Origin of the sequence: Paenibacillus sp. V4I5, assembly GCF_030817255.1 — a bacterium.
Lineage (GTDB): Bacteria > Bacillota > Bacilli > Paenibacillales > NBRC-103111 > Paenibacillus_E.
Genome location: NZ_JAUSZB010000002.1, coordinates 6,567,283 through 6,590,977 on the forward strand (window position 1 = coordinate 6,567,283; position 23,695 = coordinate 6,590,977).

The 23,695-nt window shown below is 48.6% G+C and carries 17 protein-coding genes; 14 read left to right on the plus strand and 3 right to left on the minus strand.

Annotated features, from left to right (window positions below):
- Positions 1 to 22: 22 nt before the first annotated feature.
- The 9 genes from QFZ78_RS32105 to QFZ78_RS32145 all read left to right on the plus strand — a co-directional run bounded on the left by QFZ78_RS32105 (position 23) and on the right by QFZ78_RS32145 (position 13,856).
- A complete protein-coding gene (locus QFZ78_RS32105; RefSeq protein WP_307553392.1) occupies positions 23 to 895 on the plus strand; it encodes a GNAT family N-acetyltransferase in 873 nt (290 codons plus the stop codon).
- A 94-nt stretch (positions 896 to 989) separates the two neighbouring features.
- Entirely contained in the window at positions 990 to 2,570 is a 1,581-nt protein-coding gene (locus QFZ78_RS32110) for an extracellular solute-binding protein (protein WP_307553393.1), read from the plus strand.
- Between the two features lie 64 nt (positions 2,571 to 2,634).
- A complete protein-coding gene (locus QFZ78_RS32115; protein ID WP_307553394.1) occupies positions 2,635 to 3,813 on the plus strand; it encodes an N-acetylglucosamine-6-phosphate deacetylase in 1,179 nt (392 codons plus the stop codon).
- 103 nt (positions 3,814 to 3,916) lie between these two features.
- Positions 3,917 to 4,942, plus strand: a complete 1,026-nt coding sequence (locus tag QFZ78_RS32120; RefSeq protein ID WP_307553395.1) for a Gfo/Idh/MocA family protein — start codon at positions 3,917 to 3,919, stop codon at positions 4,940 to 4,942.
- A gap of 24 nt (positions 4,943 to 4,966) precedes the next feature.
- Entirely contained in the window at positions 4,967 to 6,256 is a 1,290-nt protein-coding gene (locus QFZ78_RS32125) for a DegT/DnrJ/EryC1/StrS family aminotransferase (RefSeq protein WP_307553396.1), read from the plus strand.
- A complete protein-coding gene (locus tag QFZ78_RS32130; RefSeq protein ID WP_307553397.1) occupies positions 6,232 to 7,131 on the plus strand; it encodes a Gfo/Idh/MocA family protein in 900 nt (299 codons plus the stop codon). Before QFZ78_RS32125 ends, QFZ78_RS32130 begins: the two co-directional genes overlap by 25 nt.
- Positions 7,132 to 7,142: 11 nt before the next feature.
- Positions 7,143 to 10,013 (plus strand): family 78 glycoside hydrolase catalytic domain, encoded by a 2,871-nt coding sequence (locus tag QFZ78_RS32135; RefSeq protein WP_307553398.1) that lies wholly within the window; start codon positions 7,143 to 7,145, stop codon positions 10,011 to 10,013.
- A 50-nt stretch (positions 10,014 to 10,063) separates the two neighbouring features.
- Complete coding sequence (locus QFZ78_RS32140) at positions 10,064 to 11,374, plus strand: aspartate aminotransferase family protein (RefSeq protein WP_307553399.1); 1,311 nt, start codon at positions 10,064 to 10,066, stop codon at positions 11,372 to 11,374.
- 28 nt (positions 11,375 to 11,402) lie between these two features.
- A complete protein-coding gene (locus QFZ78_RS32145; protein WP_307553400.1) occupies positions 11,403 to 13,856 on the plus strand; it encodes a hypothetical protein in 2,454 nt (817 codons plus the stop codon).
- A 115-nt stretch (positions 13,857 to 13,971) separates the two neighbouring features.
- On the opposite strand, the gene QFZ78_RS32150 is transcribed toward QFZ78_RS32145, so the two are convergent.
- The 3 genes from QFZ78_RS32150 to QFZ78_RS32160 form a co-directional block, all read right to left on the minus strand.
- Positions 13,972 to 16,425, minus strand: coding sequence for a hypothetical protein (locus QFZ78_RS32150; protein ID WP_307553401.1), 2,454 nt, complete (start codon positions 16,423 to 16,425; stop codon positions 13,972 to 13,974).
- Between the two features lie 161 nt (positions 16,426 to 16,586).
- Entirely contained in the window at positions 16,587 to 18,038 is a 1,452-nt protein-coding gene (locus QFZ78_RS32155; RefSeq protein ID WP_307553402.1) for an aldehyde dehydrogenase family protein, read from the minus strand.
- A 47-nt stretch (positions 18,039 to 18,085) separates the two neighbouring features.
- Entirely contained in the window at positions 18,086 to 18,880 is a 795-nt protein-coding gene (locus QFZ78_RS32160; protein WP_307553403.1) for a creatininase family protein, read from the minus strand.
- 133 nt (positions 18,881 to 19,013) lie between these two features.
- Here QFZ78_RS32160 and QFZ78_RS32165 point away from each other — a divergent pair, with 133 nt between their 5' ends.
- From QFZ78_RS32165 to QFZ78_RS32185, 5 genes are read left to right on the plus strand one after another with little or no spacing between them, the layout of a single operon-like run.
- A complete protein-coding gene (locus QFZ78_RS32165; RefSeq protein WP_307553404.1) occupies positions 19,014 to 19,949 on the plus strand; it encodes a hypothetical protein in 936 nt (311 codons plus the stop codon).
- A 41-nt stretch (positions 19,950 to 19,990) separates the two neighbouring features.
- The gene (locus QFZ78_RS32170) at positions 19,991 to 21,019 is read left to right on the plus strand and encodes a Gfo/Idh/MocA family protein (RefSeq protein WP_307553405.1); all 1,029 of its coding nucleotides are present in this window, start codon (positions 19,991 to 19,993) and stop codon (positions 21,017 to 21,019) included.
- A complete protein-coding gene (locus QFZ78_RS32175) occupies positions 21,016 to 21,756 on the plus strand; it encodes an amidohydrolase family protein (protein ID WP_307553406.1) in 741 nt (246 codons plus the stop codon). Before QFZ78_RS32170 ends, QFZ78_RS32175 begins: the two co-directional genes overlap by 4 nt.
- A 27-nt stretch (positions 21,757 to 21,783) precedes the next feature.
- Entirely contained in the window at positions 21,784 to 22,554 is a 771-nt protein-coding gene (locus QFZ78_RS32180; RefSeq protein ID WP_307553407.1) for an amidohydrolase family protein, read from the plus strand.
- Complete coding sequence (locus QFZ78_RS32185) at positions 22,551 to 23,672, plus strand: mandelate racemase/muconate lactonizing enzyme family protein (protein WP_307553408.1); 1,122 nt, start codon at positions 22,551 to 22,553, stop codon at positions 23,670 to 23,672. Before QFZ78_RS32180 ends, QFZ78_RS32185 begins: the two co-directional genes overlap by 4 nt.
- The last annotated feature ends 23 nt before the right edge of the window (positions 23,673 to 23,695 follow it).

The window sequence follows — 23,695 nt, forward strand, 5'->3', positions numbered from 1 at the left end:
TGTCACGAAGTGAGGGACATTCATGCATGAGAGCGGTTTGAGCGTTCGGGCCATGATCGAGGAAGATCTTCCTTTTGCCATGGAATTGAAGAATTTAGCTGGTTGGAATCAAGTGGAGAACGATTGGCGAGGATATATGCGCTTTGCCAAGGACGGCTGTTTTCTCGCGGAAATGGGAGGAGAGAAAGCGGGTACTGCGACGGCCATCCCTTATGAGAACCGATTCGGCTGGGTAGGCATGGTACTCGTGCATCCGGCTCAACGAAGATACGGCATAGGGACTGCCCTTCTCCACAAGACGATTACTTTCCTAGAGGAACATGGCGTTGACTGTATTAAGCTGGACGCCACGCCAATGGGTAAGAAGGTTTACATCCCACTCGGTTTTCAGGATGAGTATGAAGTTACGAGATATCAAGGCAGGGCACCTAATATGCCGGTTAATCGATTGGTCACGGACCTGTCTGCGAAGCCCCTCACCCCGGGAAATTTGGATGAGATCATTGCCTTTGATGCACATAGCTTTGGAGCTAATCGCGGTGAAATTCTAAGTACCTTATATAAGCGTCATGAAGAACTGGCCTTTTATGTAAAGAAGGACGGCGTTGTTCTTGGATACCTGCTTGCCAGAGTTGGTTTCGATGCGGTGCAGATCGGCCCATGGGCAGCTGTCAATGAATTGGCGGCAGAGGTGCTCTTTGTTGAGGTCTTGCGAAGCATCCCAGGCAGAGGCATATTTTTGGACGTTCCCGAACCGAACTTATCAGGTACTGCCTTGATGGCAAAGTACGGTTTTGAAGTACAGAGAGGGTTTTGGCGTATGTTTTTAGGAGAGAACCGGTATCCTGGGCAACCGGAGCATATCTATGGTACATCAGGTGCTGAAAAAGGCTGAAAATTCTAATAAATGTGTTTACGAAATGATAGCTTATTCGTTAGTATAAGAGGAGATGCAAACCGCTTTTCTTCGAAGGGGGAACGAGGGGATCATGAGTAAACGCCTTCTTATTTTTCTTATCACAGCAATAGGCACGTGCACCCTGCTAACAGCTTGCCAAGGTGCGGATAAAGCACTTAAGCAATCTGAAAGTAAGTCTTCTAAAAAGCCGATTGACATTACCATTCTCATGCAGGACGGCGGTAACCAATACGCCCAGAACATAACCGAGGACGATAAGTATTTCAAGGAAATGTCGAGGCTTTTCAGTCAATATACCGGAACCCCCTACAATGTTAAGTTTGAAATGGTCAGCTCCAGCATTTATGACAAACAGCTTGCCATTCGTTTTGCTTCCGGTGATATTCCCGAAGTTATGTGGTCGTCCCGCATCGACAATCCGAGTCATCCGAACGCGGTCGAGGACGGTGTGTTTCTAGAACTCGGGCCGCTCATTGACAAATATGGTCCGAATTTAAAAAAGAACATTCCTCCTGAAGCCTGGAAAGATCCGCGTGTAAGCAAAAATGGAAAAGTATACGGAATTCCCAAAATGTCAGCACTTCCGAACATGCTTGTTTTATTATACCGCAAAGATTGGCTGGACAAGTTAGGCATGATAGAACCGAAAACGATGGATGACTATTTGGCCTTCTTCGATGCAATTAAGAATCTCGATATGAACGGCGATGGCAACACGAGCGATGAGGTGCCTTTTGCCATGCGCAAAGGACTTGCGTTCTCCGAAGCCTTCTTCGGATATTTTGGTGCCCATCCGGATGCCTGGCAATATCGTGATGGACGTTTTGTTCCGAATTTGATTGTACCTGAAATGAAGGATGCAATCCGTTTTTACAAAATGCTCTACGATAAGGGCTACGTTAACCGAGACATGTTCACGATGAAGGATAATGATTGGGGAGACCTGATTCATCAAGGCAAAGTGGGCATGTGGTTTCATCAAGTGCAGGTTCTGACTAGTGGAGGTCAAGAATATTTGTTCACAGATCCGAAGGCCAGTGTCGGGGTGCTGCCAGGCCCAGTCAATGCGCAAGGGAAAGTGAATCTGGTTCCCGAAAGAACAGGTGTGAACAATGTCTATACCATCTCGGCTAATGCTGCCCATCCAGAAGATATTATTAAGTTTTTTGACTGGGTCCATTCGGATGATCCGGCTAAAAATAAGTTTTTTGCTTATGGGATTGAAGGTGTCAATTATAAGGTAACGAATGGAAATGTCGAATGGGATCCGAATGCAAAAGTCAATATGGACAAAGGCACAAGGGCCTTTTACCAAGTTATGATTAACCCAGCTGGTGATTCCCGTATGTCTTCGCTAGTCATTAACGCTGGTAAATTTGCCGCCTTGACCCAGAAGGGGATCGAATATACGAAGATGAATTTCTTTAAAGATGAGTCCATGTATATGCCAACCCCGGACATACTGAAAGCGAAGCCTGAGTTGGGATATCGAGACGGTTCATTATATATGGACATGTTCATAAAAGTGTTAACGGATCGTGAACCTCTCGAAACCGCATTTGACAAGTTCGTAATTGACTGGAAAAAGCAAGGCGGGGAACAGGTTATTCAAGAGGCAACGAAATGGTATAAAAGCTATTACAAAAAATAATAATTTGTTAAACAGCCCGTTTATGCAATCGATAAACGGGCTGTTTATATAGGAGGAGAACACTATGCATGAGATTATGGGTACTCATTATACAACTGGTGAATCGATCATCGTTACTGTGAATAAGGGCATTATTACTGATATCCGCATCGTACCTGATGACTGTGATTCCAATGACCAATGGTTGATTGCACCCGGGCTTGTTGATCTGCAGATGAATGGCTGCATGGGCATTGATTTAAACGTGTTCCCCATGGATTTAGAGCGCGTCCATGCGATGGTTCACGAGGTGTGGAAAGAGGGGGTTACGACATTTTTTCCGACGATCACTACGAATTCGGTGGCTAACATTTCGGAAGCGATGACAGCGATTGCTAAGGCCTGCGATGAAGATTCTTCAACGAATGCCACAATAGGCGGCATCCATCTAGAGGGACCCTTCATCTCACCTGAAAATGGTCCTCGAGGAGCTCATAAACAGGAATATGTTTGCGCGCCCAATTGGGATGCATTTTTACGATGGCAGGAGGCGGCAAGGGGGCGAATTCGGATCGTTACTATGTCCCCGGAGTGGCCAAGTTCAACTGATTTCATTCGTCGCTGCACTGAAAGCGGCATTATAGTCGCTATTGGACATACGGCCGCATCTTCGGAGCAAATTCGGGATGCGGTCTCTGCCGGTGCCCGAATGGCGACCCATTTTGGAAACGGAGCTCATTTAACACTTCCCCGTCACCCTAATTACTTATGGGAACAACTGGCACAAGACTCACTATGGGTCTCTTTAATTGCGGATGGTTTTCACTTGCCTGAATCTTTTCTTAAAGTCGTCATGCGCGTGAAGCAGGAGTGTGCCATTCTCGTAAGTGATGCGGTGCATCTAAGCGGGATGCCTCCTGGCAACTACTACTCTCACAATCGCGTTCATGTTGTGAAAACAAACGAAGGCCGACTACACTTAGCGGAAGAGCCTCAACTTCTAGCCGGTTCAGCACAGATGCTGCCATGGGGCATCGCTCATTTGACTCGTAAGAAGCTATGCTCCTTGCATGAAGCTTGGGATATGGCTTCTGTTCGTCCGTCGACTTTGATGAAATTGTCAACAAGCAGCGGGTTGAAAGTAGGAGGTCCAGCTGATCTTGTGCGCTTTAAAAAAGAGGCGAACGGAGGGATATCCATATGCGAGACCTACAAACAGGGCATTTCCCGATATGCGATTGAAGCACAAAATGACATGTTTTAACGCTAAAAACCATGTTCAAACCCGCTCAAATTGACTAATCTGAAGATGAATTTGGGGAAAGGGTGCTTTCTATGATGGAACTGAGCGGGAAGTGGCAATGAACATGAAAAAGTGGGGGTTTGGCCTGATAGGCTGCGGTTCCATTGCTGACGTTCATTTAGAAGCTTTAAGCGGTATCGAGCATGCTCGGATTGTTGCGGTTGCCAGTAGAACAGAGCAACGTGCACGGGAGACGAGCGAACGCCATGATTGTGGATGGACGACCGATTACCACGAAATTTTGGCTAATCGGGATATTGATATCGTCTGCATTACGACAGGCAGCGGCAGTCATGGGCACATCGGTATGGAAGCACTTCAAGCGGGAAAACACGTGCTGGTTGAGAAACCTATCGCCATGTCGGTTAATGAGGCTTCGGCGATGATCAGCATAGCTGAGGAGAAACAACTGACTCTATCCGTCGTGTCACAGACACGATTCTTTCCGCATCATCAGCTTCTCAAGCAGACGATTGAAGAAGGAAATATCGGAAAGTTGCTCCTTGTAGAGGTATCTCGACCGTTTTATCGATCCCAAGCCTATTATGATGAAGCGGATTGGCGGGGAACGAAAGCTGAAGATGGCGGGGCCCTGCTTAATCAAGGTATCCACTCGATTGACTTGCTGCTCTGGCTTGCCGGTAAGGTGAAGTCTGTAGCTGGGCGAACAGCGACGCAAACGCATCATATGGAATCCGAAGACATAGGGCTCGCTACGTTAACCATGGAGAACGGAGGCTTTGCCACCCTTATGTGCACAACCTCCGCATTACCTGGATTTCCACCTAGTATTAATGTTTACGGAGAAAAGGGCACTATTAAAATTGTAGGTCAAGAAATCACCCATTGGACGGTTCCTGGCATCCCACTTCCAAAATATGAAAATGACAAGTTAAGTGGAAATGCCGGTGCTGATCCCCGAAATCTTAACTCCGCTTATCATAGCATGCAAATCATCGATTTTATTGAATCCATCAGCCAGAGGCGAAAGCCAGCCGTGACGGGTGAAGCGGGCAGAGACGCGGTTCGCCTTGTTGAGTTGATTCACCGCTCATCTGAGCAGGGCGGGATACCAGTTCCATTTGAATAATAACCAGTCAAGGAGGAATAGTCCATGAAAGAGCAATTGGCTATCAATGGTGGAGAACCGGTTCGCAGTAAACCGCTTCCGCCGATGTTGAGAGGTGCAATGCTTTACGGGGAAGAAGAGACAGAGCATGTAGCCAAGGTCGTTGCCGCAGGCTCTCCGTTCCGCTATTACGGACCGGACTTGCAGGGAGCGGTTGAGGAGTTTGAGAGACTTATGGCGGAACGGTTGAATGTCTCCTATGTTCTTGGCGTTTCATCTTGTACAGCGGCACTTATTGTTGCATTAAAGGCGCTCGGCATTGGCTATGGAGATAAAGTCATTGTTCCAGCAAACACTTTCACAGCAACAGCGGGAGCGGTTGTGTGTGCGAACGCTGTACCTGTGTTTGTTGATATGGACGACACGTTAAATATGGACGTGGACGATTTGGAAAGGGTCATGGATGACGAAGTGAAAGCGATAATCGCTGTTCATATTAATGGCAGCCCCTGCGATATGGACCGCGTTATGGCGTTTGCTCGTAAGTACGATCTTCCGGTAATTGAAGACGTTGCGCAATCACTTGGCTGTACCTATAAGGGACGCTACTGTGGCACGATCGGGGATATCGGCGTATATAGCTTTCAAATGCAAAAGATTCTCACTGCTGGAGAAGGCGGAGCTGTGGTTACGAATTCACCGGAATTATTCGAAAGGGCAGCTCGATACCATGATCAGGGTAATTTCCGAGACAAAGGCAAGTATCAAATTACGCCTCAGTTCTCACTCATCGGTCAAAACTACCGGATGAATGAAATGACCGGTGCCGTCATGATAGAGCAATGGAAAAAGCTTGATACTGTTATATCCGCTATGCGGAGCCATCACCTAACTATTCGCGAAGCTTTAAATAAGCAAGTTCCAGGCATTCGAATTCGTCCTTCGGTTGATCTTCAGGGTGATGTCGACTGCGTTTTTGCCCTGCAGCATGCAACGAAGGCTGCTGCGGATTCTTTTGTGGAAGCGATGAACGCGGAGAACATTTTCTGCTTCAAAATGTACGGCGGAGAGCCGATTTACATGCAATCTTTTATTCTTAATCAGCGAACAACGGATAAAGACAACTTTCCATTCAACTATCCGTTTCAAAAACCGGTCATCTATAGCAAAGGAATGTGCCCGCATGCGGAAGACTTACTTCAGCGGACTACGCTTCTACCAGTAAGCCCAATTATGACAGACGAAGACACTCAAGATATCATCAACGCAGTGGTTAAAGTGTGTAAAGGTCTGAAGCTGGAGGGAATCTCATGGCCGAACTCAAGCTTGGCTTAATTGGCTTAGACACTTCCCATTGTAAAGTGTTCTCCAAAATTTTGAACGATCCGAATGATCCAAATCATATCTCGGGGGGCCGCATAATTGCGGCTTTTCCCGGTGGATCACCGGACTTTAAAGCGAGTGCAACGCGCGTGGAGGGATATACAGCCGAGCTTCGAGATGGGCTGGGGGTTCACATTGCGGAATCACCGGAAGAGGTAGCCTCGAGCTGCGACGCGATACTTATTACTTCGGTAGACGGTCGGGTGCATCCTGAGCAATTTGCCAAGATTGCTCCTTTTGGAAAGCCTGTTTTTATCGATAAACCTTTAGCTGTTAGTCTGGCGGAAGCACAAATGATTGCTCATACGGCAGAGAAGTTCGGTGTTCGATGGATGAGCGGTTCAGTACGTCGCTATGCGGATGCCTTGAACATGGCGCTGAGCAAGGAGGACTGCAGTAACATCACTGGGGCTGACTGCTATGGACCGATCGAGTTCACACCTACTCAGCCAGGCTATTACTGGTACGGCATTCATCTTGTCGACGTGCTTTATCGGGTACTTGGAACCGGCTGCCGTTCTGTCACGGCTTTCTCTGGGCAGGGTCATGAAACGGTTACTGCCGTCTGGCAAGACGGTCGTATCGGAACTTTACGGGGGAATCTGCACAATGGCACACATGGAACTTGGATTCATCGTGATAAAGCTTCGGAGTACGTTGACACAGCCACTGATGGGCTGCGTAAGTATGCTAATTTAATGCAGGATATACTGCATATGTTTCGAACGGGAGAGACCCGCATTAACCCGCAGGAGACTTTGGAAATTATCCGATTCATAGAAGCGGTCAACGAAAGTCGAGAAAGCGGAAAAACCGTATCGCTCTAGGGGGAATTCATATGCAATTACAAGCGGATGGCTTAGCACAATGGATCTGGTCAGACGGTGATGAGAGTCCACGCAACGAGTGGAGATGTTTTCGCAAATCGTTTGAGGTGCCGACTAAAGGTTGGGATTCAGCTAAAATAGCAATCACAGCTGATTCGCGATACGTGCTTTACATTAACGGGGAACTATTGGGCCGTGGCCCTGCTCGCTCGTGGCCCTCCGAGCAATTTTATGATGTATATGATATTGGAAGGCTTCTAAAGCCTGGAAAGAGTAATACGGTTGCTGTTCTAGTGCAGCATTTCGGCTTGTCCACTTTTTATTATTTGAGGGGACGGGGCGGCCTGGTTGCACTGCTTGAGCTCCATTCGCAGGATCAGAAGGTTAAAGCAATAGGTACGGATGGGTCGTGGCTGACGTCTCGCCATCTGGGGCAGGACCCTCGTGCGCCAAGGATGTCAACGCAGAACGCTTTTGCAGAACGAATCGATGCAAGACAGTGGGATAACGCATGGGTGAATCCTGACTATGATGACACCGATTGGACGCAGGCAACCCTAATAGGGCCTGTAGGAATGGAACCGTGGACACGGCTTGTTCCTCGAGATATTCCTTTCCTGACAGAAGAGCCCATTTATGCTGCGCGAGTTGAACGCTTAAGCAAAGTTAAGCCAATTCGATGGAACGCTTATATCGACATTCGCAATCAAATGATCCCCGGCAGTGAGAGTCACATGAACGCGGTCACGTTTGGCGGATATCTGGCCACGGTCATTCGTGTTCCGAAAAAGACGAAAGCTATACTTGGTTTTCCCAACTCAAGTATATTCGGTCCCCTTACCTTAGGGGGAGTTACCTATACAGCCGAGCAGTTCTACGGAGATGCACCGGAAAAATATGTGGCGGTTGAGCTATCGGAAGGCGACAACCTGTTTTATATGGACATCACCGGTGCTGATCATGCGGTAGGCTTTTACATGGGAATTGACTGTGAGGAGCCTTTCAAAGTCGTATCCCCACATACCTCTGGTGAATCAGAATCCCCGTTCGTTACGTTAGGGCCGTTTGAGTATAATGTTGTTGCCAGCCGCCCCGTCGACCGAAAAGTGGTGTGTACTCATCCTGATTATATCCAGGCGAAGGGGTTATCTTCTAAAGAACAGTTAACTGACTTTCAAGAGTGGCTGCGGCCGGTACCGAAGGTGCTCGTCGATGAGGATAATGTGTTTACGCTAAGTGTGTGGAAAAATCGGACGGAAGCGCTCGCTGTGTCGAATCAGCTGCAAAATATCGTTAAAGCAAGCCCTATGCCTGCTGAAATACCCTTGTTTAATGGACAAGATACGGAAATGATCATCGATTTCGGACGATTAACCTCCGGTTTTATTACATTTGAGGCGGAATGTCCCGCCGGTACGATCCTAGACTTTTATGGATTCGAATTTATGGAAGACGGATGGCGGCAGGAAACTTACAAGTTAAACAATACACTTCGTTATGTGTGCCGAGATGGTTTTCAATCCTATGTATCTTCGATTCGCAGAGGTCTTCGCTATTTGATGGTGACTGTACGTCGTGGGGAAATGGAAGGTGAAAGGCCCATTCTACTGTACAACATTGGAATGAAGCAAAGCACTTATCCTGTTACAGACATTGGACGGTTTCAATGCTCCGATGCGCTGCTTACAAAAATATGGGATATTAGCCAGCGTACTGTCCGGTTGTGTATGGAAGATACCTTTGTGGATTGTCCCACCTATGAGCAGACGTTCTGGGTTGGAGACGCTCGCAACGAAGCATTAATTGGGTATTACTTGTTTGATGCGGAACCGCTCGTTCGTCACTCTCTGGGCTTAGTACCGGGCTCTGCAGGACAAACACCATACTATGTCAGTCAAGTCCCAAGCGGTTGGAGCTCCGTCATTCCGAATTGGACGTTTTTCTGGGTAACGGCTTGCAAGGAATATTATCAACGTACGGCTGATGTGGCTTTCGTAGAGCAGATTTGGCCTCACATCCGTTTTACCTTAGATCATTATCTAGCTCATCTGAATGAACAAGGTTTATTTGATTTCCAAGGTTGGAATTTCTTTGACTGGGCTGAAATAGATCAGCCTAATGACGGGGTTGTCACACATCAAAATTTATTTTTGATGAAGGCCCTGCAAGAGGCCTCGGAGTTAGCACAACTAGCGGGTGACCAACAAACAACAGTGATTTACGATCAGGCTGCCGAAAAGCTGTTGAAAGCGATCAACCTTCACTTATGGTCGGAGGATGGAAAGGCCTATTTGGATTGTATCCATGCGGATGGGCGTAAGTCGGACCGCTTCAGTATGCAAACCCAGGTAGTGGCTTCCTTATGTGAGGCTGCAAAAGGAGATCGTGAAGCGATCATCGATCGTTACCTCGTGGATTCACCTTCTGAGTATGTGCAGGTTGGAAGTCCGTTCATGTCCTTTTTTTACTATGAAGCTTTAGCCCAAAAAGGTCTCTACAGTCAGATGTTAGAAGACATCCGAACACGGTTCGGGCAGATGATCGAGCATGACGCAACGGCTTGTTGGGAAATGTTCCCGAATTCTACAAATCGGCAAAATGAGAAGTTTCTTTCTCGCAGTCACTGTCATGCCTGGTCGGCTGCGCCTGGATATTTTTTTAGCGCTTATGTTCTCGGTGTTCGAAGCAGGGTCCCGGGTTGGCAGGAGCTTATCGTTGAACCGAACCCTTGCGGTTTGGAATGGGCGCGAGGCAGTGTGCCTCTGCCTGTGGAGGGACGAATCGATGTGTTTTGGAAAGTGGAGGAACAGGGTAAGATCGCGATCCGGGTCGAGGCCCCATCTCATATTCACGTTGATATTCGAGTGCCGAAACGGCTATGAAGGACGTGTAGAGCTTATACAAAATACAGCGATAAACGGAGGGGACACCCATGAAAAGCTATGCTCAATCGAAGTCCCACTATGAAACATCCTCTCAATATTTAGCTGGGGGAGTAGCCAGTTCGCTTCGGGCGGCGATGAAGCCTGCTCCGCTATTCGCCGATAGTGCTTCCGGCGCCTATATTCGTGATGTCGACGGCAATGAATATGTCGATTATTTGCTCGCTTATGGACCCCTTATTCTGGGTCATGCCCATCCGGAGCTAACGGATCGCGTCCACATGGCAATGCAGGGCGGATTCACATACGGGCTTCAGCACAAAGGAGAAATTGAACTGGCGAAGCGTCTCTTAGAGGTGCTTCCAGGTGCGGAACTTGCAGCATTCAGCGGTTCCGGCACCGAGGCTGTCATGCTTGCGTTGCGCGTAGCAAGGGCTTATACCGGTAAACGCAAAATCGTACGGTTCCACGGTCATTACCACGGATGGTCGGATTCTATATTCACCTCATTCCCGAGTGCCGACATGAAAAAAGGAGCCGGGCAGGCGAATGCAGATGCTGCCATCCTTCCAGGAACAGGAGGACAGAGCGAGGTTAGTCTGCAGGAAGTCATCTTGCTGCCTTGGAACGATCCGCAAGCGCTGGAGGACACGCTGAGAAAGCATCACGATGAGATTGCCGCAGTCATTACAGAGCCTGTCATGTGCAACTCTGGCTGCCTCGCGCCTCGGCCTGGTTACTTGGAGTCAATGCGGAAGCTGACCGAAGAGCTCGATATTACGCTTATTTTCGATGAAGTGATTACTGGATTCCGGCTTGGACTTGGAGGGGCTCATGGTCGTTTCGGCATCCTGCCTGATTTAATTGTCATGGGAAAAGCTTTAGCTGGCGGTATCGCGTTAAGTGCAATAGCCGGTAAGAGGGAATGGATGAATCTAATCGCTACAGGAGAGGTCAGCCACTTAGGGACGTTGAACGGCAATTGTATCTCCACTTCAGCGGCCCTAGCGGTTTTAGATGTGCTTTCACGAGGCGGAGGAGCTGCTTTTCAACAGATGGAAAACACGGCTAATGCCTTGGTCGACGGTCTTCGCGGGCTGCTGCAGAAACACGGAATCCCCGGGGTAGTGAATCAGGTAGGGCCGGTATTTCACATGATGTTCGTCGACCTTCCGGAGGTGAGTGATTTCGCTACGTTCTCCAAACGGGATGCTGGGAAATATGCGACATTTGCGGAGCGAATGCTGCAGCAAGGTGTATTAGTAAGGCCAAATGGCTTATGGTACGTTTCCGCAGTCCATGGAGAAAAAGAAGTGACTCAAACGCTCCATGCCGCTGACCTTGTGTTAAGCGGCCTTTAACATCGTAACGCAGATGGGGGATTCGTTCATGTCCAACGAAGAGAGCATGCGTATTCGAACGATCGCTTGGCACAAAGCTACCGAAAACGAGATGTCCGCACGAATACGCCGCATATTGCAAAAGTGGCTGCCTTATGCCGAGAAGCAGTTTGCAGATTGGTCTGGGCGCCCTTCGTGCGGGCATTTTTTTGACGGTGCCTATTGGTATGGGCTTGAAACCGCCTATACAGCATCCGTCTATGCTTTGCTTGCGAAGCTTCCGAATTATGAGGAAAAGTTAACTGGAATCCCTCGAGAAGAGGTCAAGCGGAAAGCAATTGCAGCGATCCGCTATTTAGGTTTCACCCATGATACAGGCCCGGAGGATTGTGTGCGGGCTGAAGGGAGGAACCGTTTTTGCAGCCTGACGAAATGGGGGGGGAGAGGGCAAAAGTTTTTTCCCGCCAGCCAAATCGGAGTGACAATTGCTTCCTTCGGGTTATCGGCGTGGCTGCTTTGGGAAGATCTAGACGAAGAAACACGCTGTTTGAGCCGAAATGTGTTGACCGATTATGCGGACCGCTGGTGCGAAGAAGATCCGCGAAATGGCACTTATTTCGACACACAGACCGAGGAAAATGCTTGGACGGCAGGTGGAATTGCAGCGGCACTTGCGCTGTTTCCTGACCACCCACGGCATGAAAGTTGGAAAAAAAGCTTTGAAGCTTGGTCACTAAACGCCATCACGACGCCAATCGATCGAGCGAGGGAACCGCGTTCCATAAAAACCGTTACGTTTCACCCAGACTTTACGACGGAAAACCATGGGTTTGCTCACCCCGGATATATTTGTGCTGGCATTAATCTTCGAGGGATTCATGCCGTTTTTTCCTTAATGGGAGATGAACCCATAGCGGAAACGATCCTGTATAACAACGAACTTCTCTACAATAGAACGATAAAAGTGTGGGCGCAGTTTGACGGCTTAGCTGTACCCGTACAGGGTCAGGATTGGTGGTATAACAGGCAGCACGAACGTCAATTCACCCATGCTTTTATGAATGTGATTCATCGGGACAGAGATGCGTCTTTATTAGAGCGCAGTGCTCTTGCCATTATTGAAGGCATACAGAATAGTAATGGGCAGGGTTGCCTTCTTGAGGAAAACGGGGAGCAATGCATGATCTCCGGTTATCAAACGGCAAAAGATATGGAGCATACATCCGCGAAGGATTTGGTCGCTTCCTACCTGCTTCATTTGTTTGGAGGGGCAGGTGCGGAACCCAGTGATGGTGACGAAATGAATGCTAGGCTGATTGGAGTTTATGTGTATCCTTATGGCTGCTCAGTGATTCACAGGACGCGTAACAGCTTCTCGAGCTTCAGTTGGCGCAACCGCGTGATGGGACTTACGATCCCTATAAAAGGATGTTGGAGCATCACGCCACTGCCCGCTAGTTACACGGGTACGGCCCAGTTTGAGATTGAGGTGGATTCGCAGAGAACCCTACACTCGAACGAGCGATATGTTCTGCAAACCGAGAAGGAAAACATTCGTGACTATGAGGATGGTTTTGGTGCGATAGCTTCACTAATGCGTGGTGTCGAAGAGCTTCGTCAGGATGTCGCTTTCGTTTCTTTGCCAGATGGGAAAACCGTTTATATAGAATGTATTCAAGTGTTGAAATCTTGTAAGATTGCTGAAATGAATACGGGGATGATTGGAATCCGTAATGAACGTTACAGTGCAATACCGGACTTGGCACAAGGACGCAAGACGATTTACTTCCCAGATCGAACCGTTTCATACGAAGGATTTTACGGTCGTGAACCAAATGGGATTACAGATTTTGACCCAACGAACTGGGTACAGGTAGATGAGGAAATCGGATATATACTGTTCGGTTCCCAAGGATTACGGTACATCAATCAGCATGAATATAAGAAATGGAAGGGCGTCGAGGATATTCTCATTTTAAACCGGCGCAGCGAAGAAACGTACAAAGGTCCAACTACATTGGAGCCTTTCGTGGTGGTCACATTGCCAAATCGAACCAAGGAAGAGACGAATGAAATTGCGACGCTCGCGCACCTTTTTACTTGTGAAGAAGAGGGGGTTGTGTTACTCGGTTGTGAAAGGCAGTTCATATTTGCGAATTTCAATACGACTGCTTTGACGGTCCATGCCAAAAGGGAAAGTGAGTTTTACCTGAACAAACTCCCCTTATACGAAGGAATGAATCGGATTGAAGGGCATACCTACTTTTGGAGCGGCAGATTGAACGCGTTTACGAGCGGATTTCGAACAAGTGAATGGACGCTGGAAACCTTGGGGACTGGGCAAGAGGGTACATGTATAATAGAGATTTCTTTACTGCCTGATCGCCTTTATGTGACGAATCGGAGAGAGGAAAGCATCTCGATTGTGCTTCAGCATACTGATGAAGGGCATCGGCGAATGATGGAGCTTGCGCCAGGCATGACGGAAGTTTTGGACTTTTAAACAAAGCCTTAGTGACAAGGAGGAGATGTCGTGTATTACCACGGAACAACATAAAGAAGCCCTCGAATACCTCCTGACGGAAGTATCGAGGGCTTTTTTCCTATTTATAACCGTTTTAACGATAGTCAGCACGTATAATGAGTTTGCCCGTAAGTCCAGTCAGATCAATCGTCTCGGTGCTAGGATTGAATTTGGTGTAAGGTTGACCATTCAACTCGATGCCGATAAGCTGCTTGTTTCCAGGAACCCGAAGCCGCAGCTGGAGGTTTCCAATGGGTTTTTGGCTTGGCACATCAAGATTGGCCATGACTTGATTATGCTTGATATTGGATGTAATGGTATAGCTGACAGATCCGAACAGGCTAGGGGCATCGTTAACTTGAATGTTCTTGCCGTTCTCAAGCCAGCCCCTCGGCGTAGAAAAGGCCAGTTGCATGCTTTGCGGTTCCCCCTTGTTGTTAGTCACATCATTGATCAGCATAAGCCGCAATAGTCTCAAGAAGAAGCCGTTGTTGGCGGAGTTCGGCGAGAGGTACATTCCCCGGTAATACTCGTTTGATCCCCAGCCGGTATCAAAGCTAGGCGGCGGGCAGGGGTCTTTTGCACAGATGCCGAACTGCTTTGGCCATTTGGAGGCAAGTGGTCCAACGTTAGCCGCTTCGCCGGTAATAAAGGTGTTTCTTGTCATGCCGTGAGCCAGTTGATTGTAAAGGCTCAGAACCATCTGATCGGGTTGGTCGTTATCTGCCAAAAACTTAATGTGCTCAGCCTCGTAAACGCTGTTGATCGCGCCGTCCCGAACCTTTAGCAGCCCCATCAGACGAGATCCATGGTTATAGAGATATTGGAGCGTTGTTTTCGCCTCAGGAGTACCAGGAGCGTATGCCTGAGCTGCAAATCCGTAATGAGCAACCAGATTCCAATAACTGCCCAGTACAGTTACTGGCAGATGGTCATAAGGATCTTCCTTATCCAGCAGCATCGCCTGCGTGAATAGGCTGCCATCCGGCATTAAATTGCTAGATTGTTTTATGGCTTTATCAAACCAGACACGCAGATCGTCTGCAATCGGGCCGTATTGGTTGGCCAGATCTGTTTGACCCAGTTCTCTCCATACGGAAACCATATTTTGCAAGCCGAAGAGCGCCGTCCCGATTTGGTGCAGTCCATAGACTTTGTTCGGAACATCACTGGAGTATTGCTGACGTTCCAGCAGATGATTGGGATCGCCAGCATGTTGGTTTGCCAGATCGACTGCATAAGCTTTGTACGCCTCCAGATTTTCGATAATCAGAGAAGGGTCGCCCGTTAATCGGTAATAGTCAGCTGCATGAGAAAGCTTCTCGCCAATTTCCCAGTTGCGACGGATGATGCCTTTGGATTTGGGCAATAAGTCCTGCAGAGCTTGTTTATAAACGTTGGTGTATCCATAGCGTCCAAGCGTCCCCATTGTGGTACTGCTTTCCGGCTGATAAAAGGCCTCGTAAGCATTTCCCAAGCTATAGCGCCAAGTCATAAGCAGATCCTGAATCAAAAGGTTACGCTGAGCATCCATGATATTACTCTCAGGGACTTGGAAGAGATTTCCTTCCGACAACCTATTCTCCCAGTATGTCGTAGAATCGGCCCGTGCCTGTTCCTGTCCGCTTTTATCCGCCTGGACCGCGGGTGCATTGGCGATCGGGGTGACCGGTCTCACGATGTAGACGGAATCACCAATTCCATTATTTAGTTTATCAAGGTTGTAGACCAAATCAGAATTGCTGAACGTGGCACCGGGGCTGAAATACAGATAGGTGCGACCCTGATCGTCGATCAGTTGATTCCCCTCTTGGTGAAGATTACAGTTGCTACATACCTGGAATCTGATGTTAATAGGCTTGTGTTCCGTTTTTCCAAGGCCGCGTTGGGCTGTAATTTTTATGTAGCTGGCTACAAGATTGGTACCTGGAAGGTTGGTCGCGAGCGACTCCTGCTGATACTCGTGTCCGTCATGATCTCGGTATTGCAGCTGAAGAACCGGGAGATATCCCTTATACAATGCAGGAGTGCTTAGGTTGGCCAAACAAGAGCCGAATTGCTCTTGACCACCCGCACCTACATAAATTCTAGTGCTAAGACTAAGGTTATCGACTTTATTCGAGATAATCTGACTGCCATCGGCTGATGTCAAAGCCAAATCTCCGCGGGCTGTAAGCTGTTGCGGCTGCCCGAACGGGATGTAATAGACTCCCGTATCCGTCAAAAACCCTCCCTGCGCAGCGGGGGCAATCGCGTACATGATGGGATTAAAGAAGTCCTTTACATTGTCAAAAGTGGGACCCTCAGGCTTGGCAAGCATCTGTTGACCGTAAACATCCTGTGTTGTAGTCAATGCCTCAACTACACGGTTCTTGTACTGGGCGCTCAGTGTCGGTTGCTCTGTACCGGGCGGGCACCCGATTGTTCCGGGGTTAAGTCCTATCGCGATCGCCGATTCTGAACCTGCTGCATAAGCCGGAAGAGCAGCCGTTAGGAATAGGCACAGAATCATGAAGCTCATGAACATTGGTTTGATTAATTTTTGCATTAGCTATAACTCACTCCTTTACACATATTAGGGTTGTAGTTTATAGACATAAGCGACCAATTTTACATGATGATCACATCCCTTCATCTAAACACGATGAATCAAGGAACTGACGTCGGTTGCAAGAAGGAGTAGAAATGTTGCTCGCCGGAACTCTTTGCTTATTCTTTTATGGACGGTCTGTCGAGGTAGACGGTCTTGATCTGAGTGTAAAATTCCTTAGCTGACTTTCCTTGCTCTCGGGAATTGGAACTTGATTCCTTCATGCCCCCGAACGGAACATGCGGTTCCGCGCCGGCTGTTTCGGAGTTCACATGCACGATACCGCATTCGATCTCATCGACGTAACGCATGGCCTTACCAATATCACGAGTGAATACAGCTGTACTTAGGCCGAATCGACTTGTATTAACGAGAGAGATGGCATCACTTAGATTAGCTGCAGGCACGACGGAGACTACAGGCCCGAAGATCTCTTCGGTAGCTAGGCGACTGTTAGGATCCACATCGGTGAACACCGTTGGTGTTATAAAGAAACCTTCAGAACCGAGAGAATCACCTCCAGTTACTAGTCGAGCTCCTTCTTCTTTTCCGATTTGGATATAGTTCAATACGGTTCTTTGCTGTTCAAGGGAGGCAAGAGGTCCCATGTAGGTTTGCGAATCGAACGGGTTACCCACGGTAAGCTTTCGGCAACGCTCGGCCAGCGCTTCGGTGAATGCGCTCATCAATGGAGCTTCAACGATGACACGGCTGGTAGCGGTACATTTTTGTCCGGTAGAGCGCATTGCTCCGCGGATCGTCATCTCAACGGCTAAATCTAAATCAGCATCTGCTAGAACAACGACGGCATTCTTCCCGCCCATTTCTAGCTGATACTTCTTGCCGAGCTCAGCACTGGCAATTGCAATGCTGCGACCAACACCATTGGAGCCGGTAAAAGAGATTCCACGCACTTGATTGTCTGTGGTTAGAGCGGGTCCGAGAACGGATCCTCGACCGAACACGACATTGAGCACGCCTTCCGGAAGCCCGGCATCCACTAGAGCACTTGCCAAATGATAGGCTGTCAGCGGAGTTAGATCTGCCGGCTTCCAGACCACAGTGTTGCCGTAAATGAGTGCGGGTGCGATTTTCCAAGCTGGAATTGCAATAGGGAAGTTCCATGGTGTTATGACACCGACTACGCCAATTGGGTCCCGACGAGTGTAAAGAAGTGTGGTCGGATCGGATGCAGCGTAGACTTCGCCAGTTTCCTGACGGGCTTCTCCTGCGTAGTAACGGAAAATCGCTGCAGCCCGCATCGTTTCTCCTATGGCTTCAGGTAATGTTTTTCCTTCTTCCAAAACCAAATCTTTGCCAATGAGTTCGGCACGAGCTGTAAGCAATTCGGCTGCGCGGTATAGAATCTCACCGCGAGCGACAAGACTCATGCTGCGCCATTTGGGGAAAGCAGTTGACGCAGCAGTTGTAGCATTCTGAAGATCCTGGACATCGCTGTCTGGAAATTCAGCCAAAATCTCTGATGATTTAGTAGGATTTAAATTAGGACGCAGGCGTCCGGATTGGGTTCCGACCCAGTGTCCGGCAATAAGATTATGATAACTTTTCAACGATTCCAACATCCTTCCGTAGTGGATTATCATTAAGAATAATTGATTTAGTTCAGCTTAAGTTGATGGAATCTAACGAATTCAGCAGCAAGGGATCGGGATATGATTTCGAGAAGTTTTTGCCCGCTTTCCGCGCTTGCTGAGCCTGCGTCGTCGCTGTAGCCGTCAATCGCTGCCCAACTACCGTGGCGTTGAATTAGCGGTCCAGTAGAGGGATCTCTAGGTGTTAAAGGGATGTTGCGGCGGTTTGGTAAAGGAAGTAACTCGGTTCTCACTAAATCCGGTCGTAATGCAAGAAGTAAAGAAGTTTCGAAACCACCGGCGTGGCCGGGGACGATTCCCAAACTCCCAGCTTGCCCTTCCTGTACGATTTGGTCCCAGGCAATTGTCCAATAAGAGACGGCTCCAGCTATAACGGGGTGACGTAGTGCAAGTTCACGAGCAGCGAGTCGCACGCATTCTTCATTTCCGCCATGGGAATTGATCAAATAAATTCGGCGAAAACCGCTGCTCACTAAAGAGTCAGTCAGGTCGCGCAGCACCCCAATTAACGTGTCGTTGGAAAGCGACATCGCTCCAGGATAGATAAGGTGATGGTGCGAGGAGCCATAGGTCACGACGGGGCAGACCAAGATTGGAATCTCTTCTCTTGCTCGTACTGCTGCTTGAAGGGTGATGCTTTCCGCTAGAAGGGAGTCCGTCCAAACGGGTAAGTGCGGTCCGTGTTGTTCAATGGCAGCCACGGGTAAGATGATGGTTGCTTCAGGGGCCCATTTCCCGATTTCATCCCGGTTCAACTCTTGAAAAAGCAGGCTTCCTGGTCGATCTGAAAACGAATACATTTGGAAAAATCCTCCTTTACACCCGAACTCACTCCTATTATACTTGGTATATCATCATTTTTGAAGTGGGTTTCAAAATACTGAACTAATTTTTTTCTTCTGAATTATTTACAATAAAACCGGGGGTGCTGTTATGAAAGAAACGCGTGAGTTTTTGGCCAGTTTAGGTTATCCAACGGGAGATGCTCATCATCATCCGACTTCATCTAAACGTTTTGCAGATGGGGCGCAGGTTCGATTTGAAATTCCGAGTGTAGAAGGACCTAACGCTCTCGCGGCTACTTTGGAAACAGCCAAGGAGTACGGCGTAACCATACACCGTGTATCGCAAGGCAGCGGAATTATGATGAACACCGATTCGGAAATTCGTGAGATGCTCGAGCTTGCAGAGGCTGATGGTGTTGAGGTCAGTCTGTTTGTAGGGCCCCGTACGACATGGGACATTACGGCAGCTAGTCACACACCCGCAGGAAAAGGCCAAGCATTGCGACATGAAGGGATGGATCAGTTAATCTATGCCGTCGAAGATATTAAGCGGGGCTGCCGTTTGGGACTGAGGGGAGTACTCATTGCCGATGAGGGTCTTCTTGCTATTGTGGGCCAAATGAAAAAGGCCGGACAACTGCCAGTTGATTTGGTCGTAAAAGGCTCTGTCTCACTTGGAGCAGCAAACCCTGTTTCCATTAAGCAAATGGAGACGCTCGGCGCAGACACCTACAATGTACCAACTTCTCTTACACTAGCCCGATTGGGGGCAATTCGCGAAGCCGTTGATATGCCAATTGATATTTATGTGGAAGCACCGGACGATTTTGGCGGTGCTATTCGCTTTTACGAAATTCCGGAGATTGTCCGGGTCGTTTCACCGGTTTATGTAAAATTCGGGCTTCGCAATGCGGCTAATGTCTATCCAAGCGGTATGCACATTGAACATATGGCAATAGCCCAATGCAAGGAGAAGGTACGACGGGCTGCATTAGGGTTGGAAATTTTACAGCGCTATTATCCTGAAGCAATCATATCCAAGCCAGGAGCAGCAGGCTTGGCTGTCCCGGTACTCCGTAAATGAAGTTAATGGTAGGTATTTAAACAATAGCGGGGGGAATTCAGTTGTCCGGAAACCTTGTAAAACTAGCCGTGATCGGATGCGGAGACATTGTGATGGGGCAGCATCTTCCGACTCTTCTTGAGCACCCGTCTGTTCACGTAACGGCGGTCTGTGATAAAGATCCGGTTCGAGCTGCGGCTGCTGGAGCTGCTTTTGGCAGCTCTTATCATACAACCGACCATAAACGAATTTTAGAAGACAAAGAAGTGCAGGCCGTTCTGATTTGTACGCCACCTTGGGCAACACCGGTTATCACCATGGAGGCTTTACAGGCTGGTAAAGATGTACTTTGTGAAAAGCCGATGGCTACTTCGCTTGAAGCTGCCCAACAAATGGCTGAAGCAGAACGCTTGAGCGGGCGTCTTCTGCAGGTAGGTTTCACTTATCGGCACGGCCCGTTAATGGATGCATTGCGGGGATGGATAGAGAGCGACAGTCTTGGGCGTCCGCTGCAGATTCGATTAGCCACATTTGATGAAGTGTGGGATCCTGAGGGTAATCAGGAGCACTATGAGCGAATTTTAAACACCTTACGTCACGGACCGCCATGTATACATGACGGAGCTCACGCAGCTGATCACCTTGCTTTCCTGACAGGCTCCTCTCCAGTAAGGATTACTGCTCGGGGTCTGACTAGCAGACCGGAGTTTCCCTCACCTAATTACAATTCAGCTCTGATTGAATTCGCTAATGGAGATCAAGCTAAGCTGGAAATCGGATGGTTCTATCCTGGATTTCCTCTTGGTGAATTTCAGATTCTTGGTCCCAAAGGAATGGCCTATCTAGATCGAGCCAAAGGGGAAGCCGTATTGATCAGTGATCGGTTAACCGAGCGCGTTCAGCTGTCCGAGAACCGAGTTAGATCTTGTTTTCGGGCTCAGCTACAGAAATTTCTGGAATCCATAGAGTTACACCAAAAGCCTATACCTGGCAGCCGGGAAGGTATCTCAAGCCTGCGTCTAACACTAGCCTTCGTAAAAGCTATGGAAACCGGTGAGTCGGTGCGGATAAGTGAGGAGAGAGAAACGTGATTATTGACGCTCATGTGCTTGCTGGTGTAGGACAGTATCATCAGATAGATCCAGAACAATTGATCGATCAAATGGATCGAAGCGGGATCGACATGGCCTTAATTAGCCCGATAGATCGTGAGATGGCGGTTCATAACCGAGAGGGCAATGACCGTGTGCTAGCACTTTCCCGTCAGTTTGAAGGGAGGTTTCTCTCTTATGCCACAGCGAATCCATGGTTTGAGGGTGGGGCTGTAGCTGAGCTAGAGCGGGCCTTGGGAGAAGGTGCTGCTGCGGTCAAGCTTCACCCACCTTTGCAAGGTTTTATGATTCTCGAAAAACTTGTTCATCCATTAATCGAAGTAGCAGCACGCCACCATGCGCCGGTCTATGTGCATACAGGGACTCCTGCGTTTGCTCTACCTTTGCAGCTTACCGAATTGGCTCTGACTTATCCAGAAGTACCTTTCATAATGGGGAAAAATGGAAAATCTGACTTCTGGATGGATGTCATGCCGGCATTTGAACGGGCGCCTAATTTGTACGGCGACACAGCCCATGATTTTCCGGAACGGGGGATGGCGCGCATGTATGGAGGGATTGGGTCACAACGAATGATCTTTTCCAGTAATCACCCTGTTGCCCGCATGGGTCTTGAAGTCGATAAGGTACGAGACATGGATGTGCCCGATTCCGATAAGTCTGCCATCTTAGGTGGAAATGTTGAGAGATTGCTAGCTGAACGATTTCGCCAATGAGCGACTTCCCAGACAGGAGGCATATGAATGAAAATAGATTTTCACGTACACCAACCCGCTAGGCGGGAGGACGGTACCTATCCTTTTTCGGCTGCAGAGTATGTTGCCTATATGAACGAGCTGAGCATCGACATTAGCGTGATATTTACAATTGACGGCTTTTGGCAGAACGCCAAAGCGTGCAACGATTATTTAGCCGACTGGTGCTCGCCATTTCCGGATCGCTTTGTTCCGTTCTGTACGGTAGACCCTAGGCGAAAAGGAGCAGCTGATGAAGTATACCGCTGTGTAACCGAACTAGGGATGCGTGGTGTGAAGCTGCACAACTGGCTGCAGGGGTTTAGCCCATTAGAGTCCTTTATGGCACCAGTATGTGAAATAGCCTCAGAGCTGGGCATTCCTATCCTTTTTCATGACGGCACACCGCCATACGCCTCCTCCCTGCAAATCGCCGAGCTGGCTGTTAGGCATCCTAAGCTTAAAGTGTTGCTTGGACACGCAGGTTTGCATGATCTTTGGCCGGAAGCGATTGCTGCAGGAAAACGGCACCGTAACGTTTACTTATGCATGTGTTCAACGCCTCCTTTTGCCATGGAACAGATTGTGGCTGAAGTTCCGCTTACACAGATCGTATTCGGCACAGATGGAGGTTTATTTCATAAGCCACAACAACCTTATGTTGATTACCGGTTCCGAGAATTTGATTTACTCGATATTCCCGAAGAAGCGAAATCACAGATTCTAGGTCCCAATGCCCTTCGTCTATTAGGGATGGATAAGAAGGAGACCACGCAATGAATATGAAGATCACCAGCATCGAAACGATTCCCGTTCAGGTTCCCATACATCCGGAGCGTGCGATCCGATCAGGTCGGGGAAGCCATCTGGTTTCACCGTTTCTATTGGTTAAAGTTCATACGGATGAAGGGATCACCGGTCTAGGTGAAGTGTCCTGCACACCAGGATGGAGCGGAGAGGATAACGTTACGGCAGCTCATTTCATCCGCAATTTTTTGGGTCCCTTGTTGATCGGGGAAAATCCGTTACATATTGAGCGGTTAACGCAAAAAATGCAGAAACGCATTGCGCATAATGTCTTCACGAAGGCAGCATTGGAAATGGCTTTATGGGACATTTTGGGGAAAGTCGCTAATTTGCCAATCTATCAACTCTTAGGAGGACCCGTACGAGATTTCGTGCCTACTAAATTTTCTATTACGGGAGTTGAGCCCGCACAGGCTGCGGAAATCGCTGTATGGGCTATGGAACAAGGTTTTCGCACCATGAAAGTCAAGGTTGGAACAGGACCTGAGAACGATATTGCTCGAGTAAAAGCAGTTCGGAATGCGATTGGACCATCCATTCGATTAGGCGTTGATGCAAATGGCGGTTGGACGCCCCGTGCGGCAGTTACTACGATTAGAAGACTATCCGAAGAAGGCATATATTTTGCTGAGCAACCGGTACCTTCGCTGGATATGTCTTGGTTAGCCGATGTGCGAAATCAAGTGAACGTGCCGATCATCGCCGACGAAAGTCTGTACTCTCTGCAAGATGCTATGGCTTTGGCACGATCAAGATCTGCAGATGTGTTCTCCCTCTATATTGGAAAAGGCGGAGGCATCGGACCAGCGAGAAAAGCCGCCGCAGTTGCGGAAGCAGCCGGACTTACCTGCACGGTGGGCAGCAATTTGGAGCTGGGTGTAGCAAGTAGCGCGATGATTCACCTTGCCATGTCTACTCCAGGGATCGGTGCAGAAGAGTATCCTTGTGATATTTTGGGACCATTTTTCTATGCAGACATGCTCTTAGCAGAACCGTTGCCAATCCAAGGAGGCGAGGCGCGACCTCTCGAGGGGCCTGGTTTAGGTGTGGAGTTGGACGATGAAAAGGTCAAGCATTACCGAGTCAAATAACGCCCGAGGGAATCGGAGGAGAA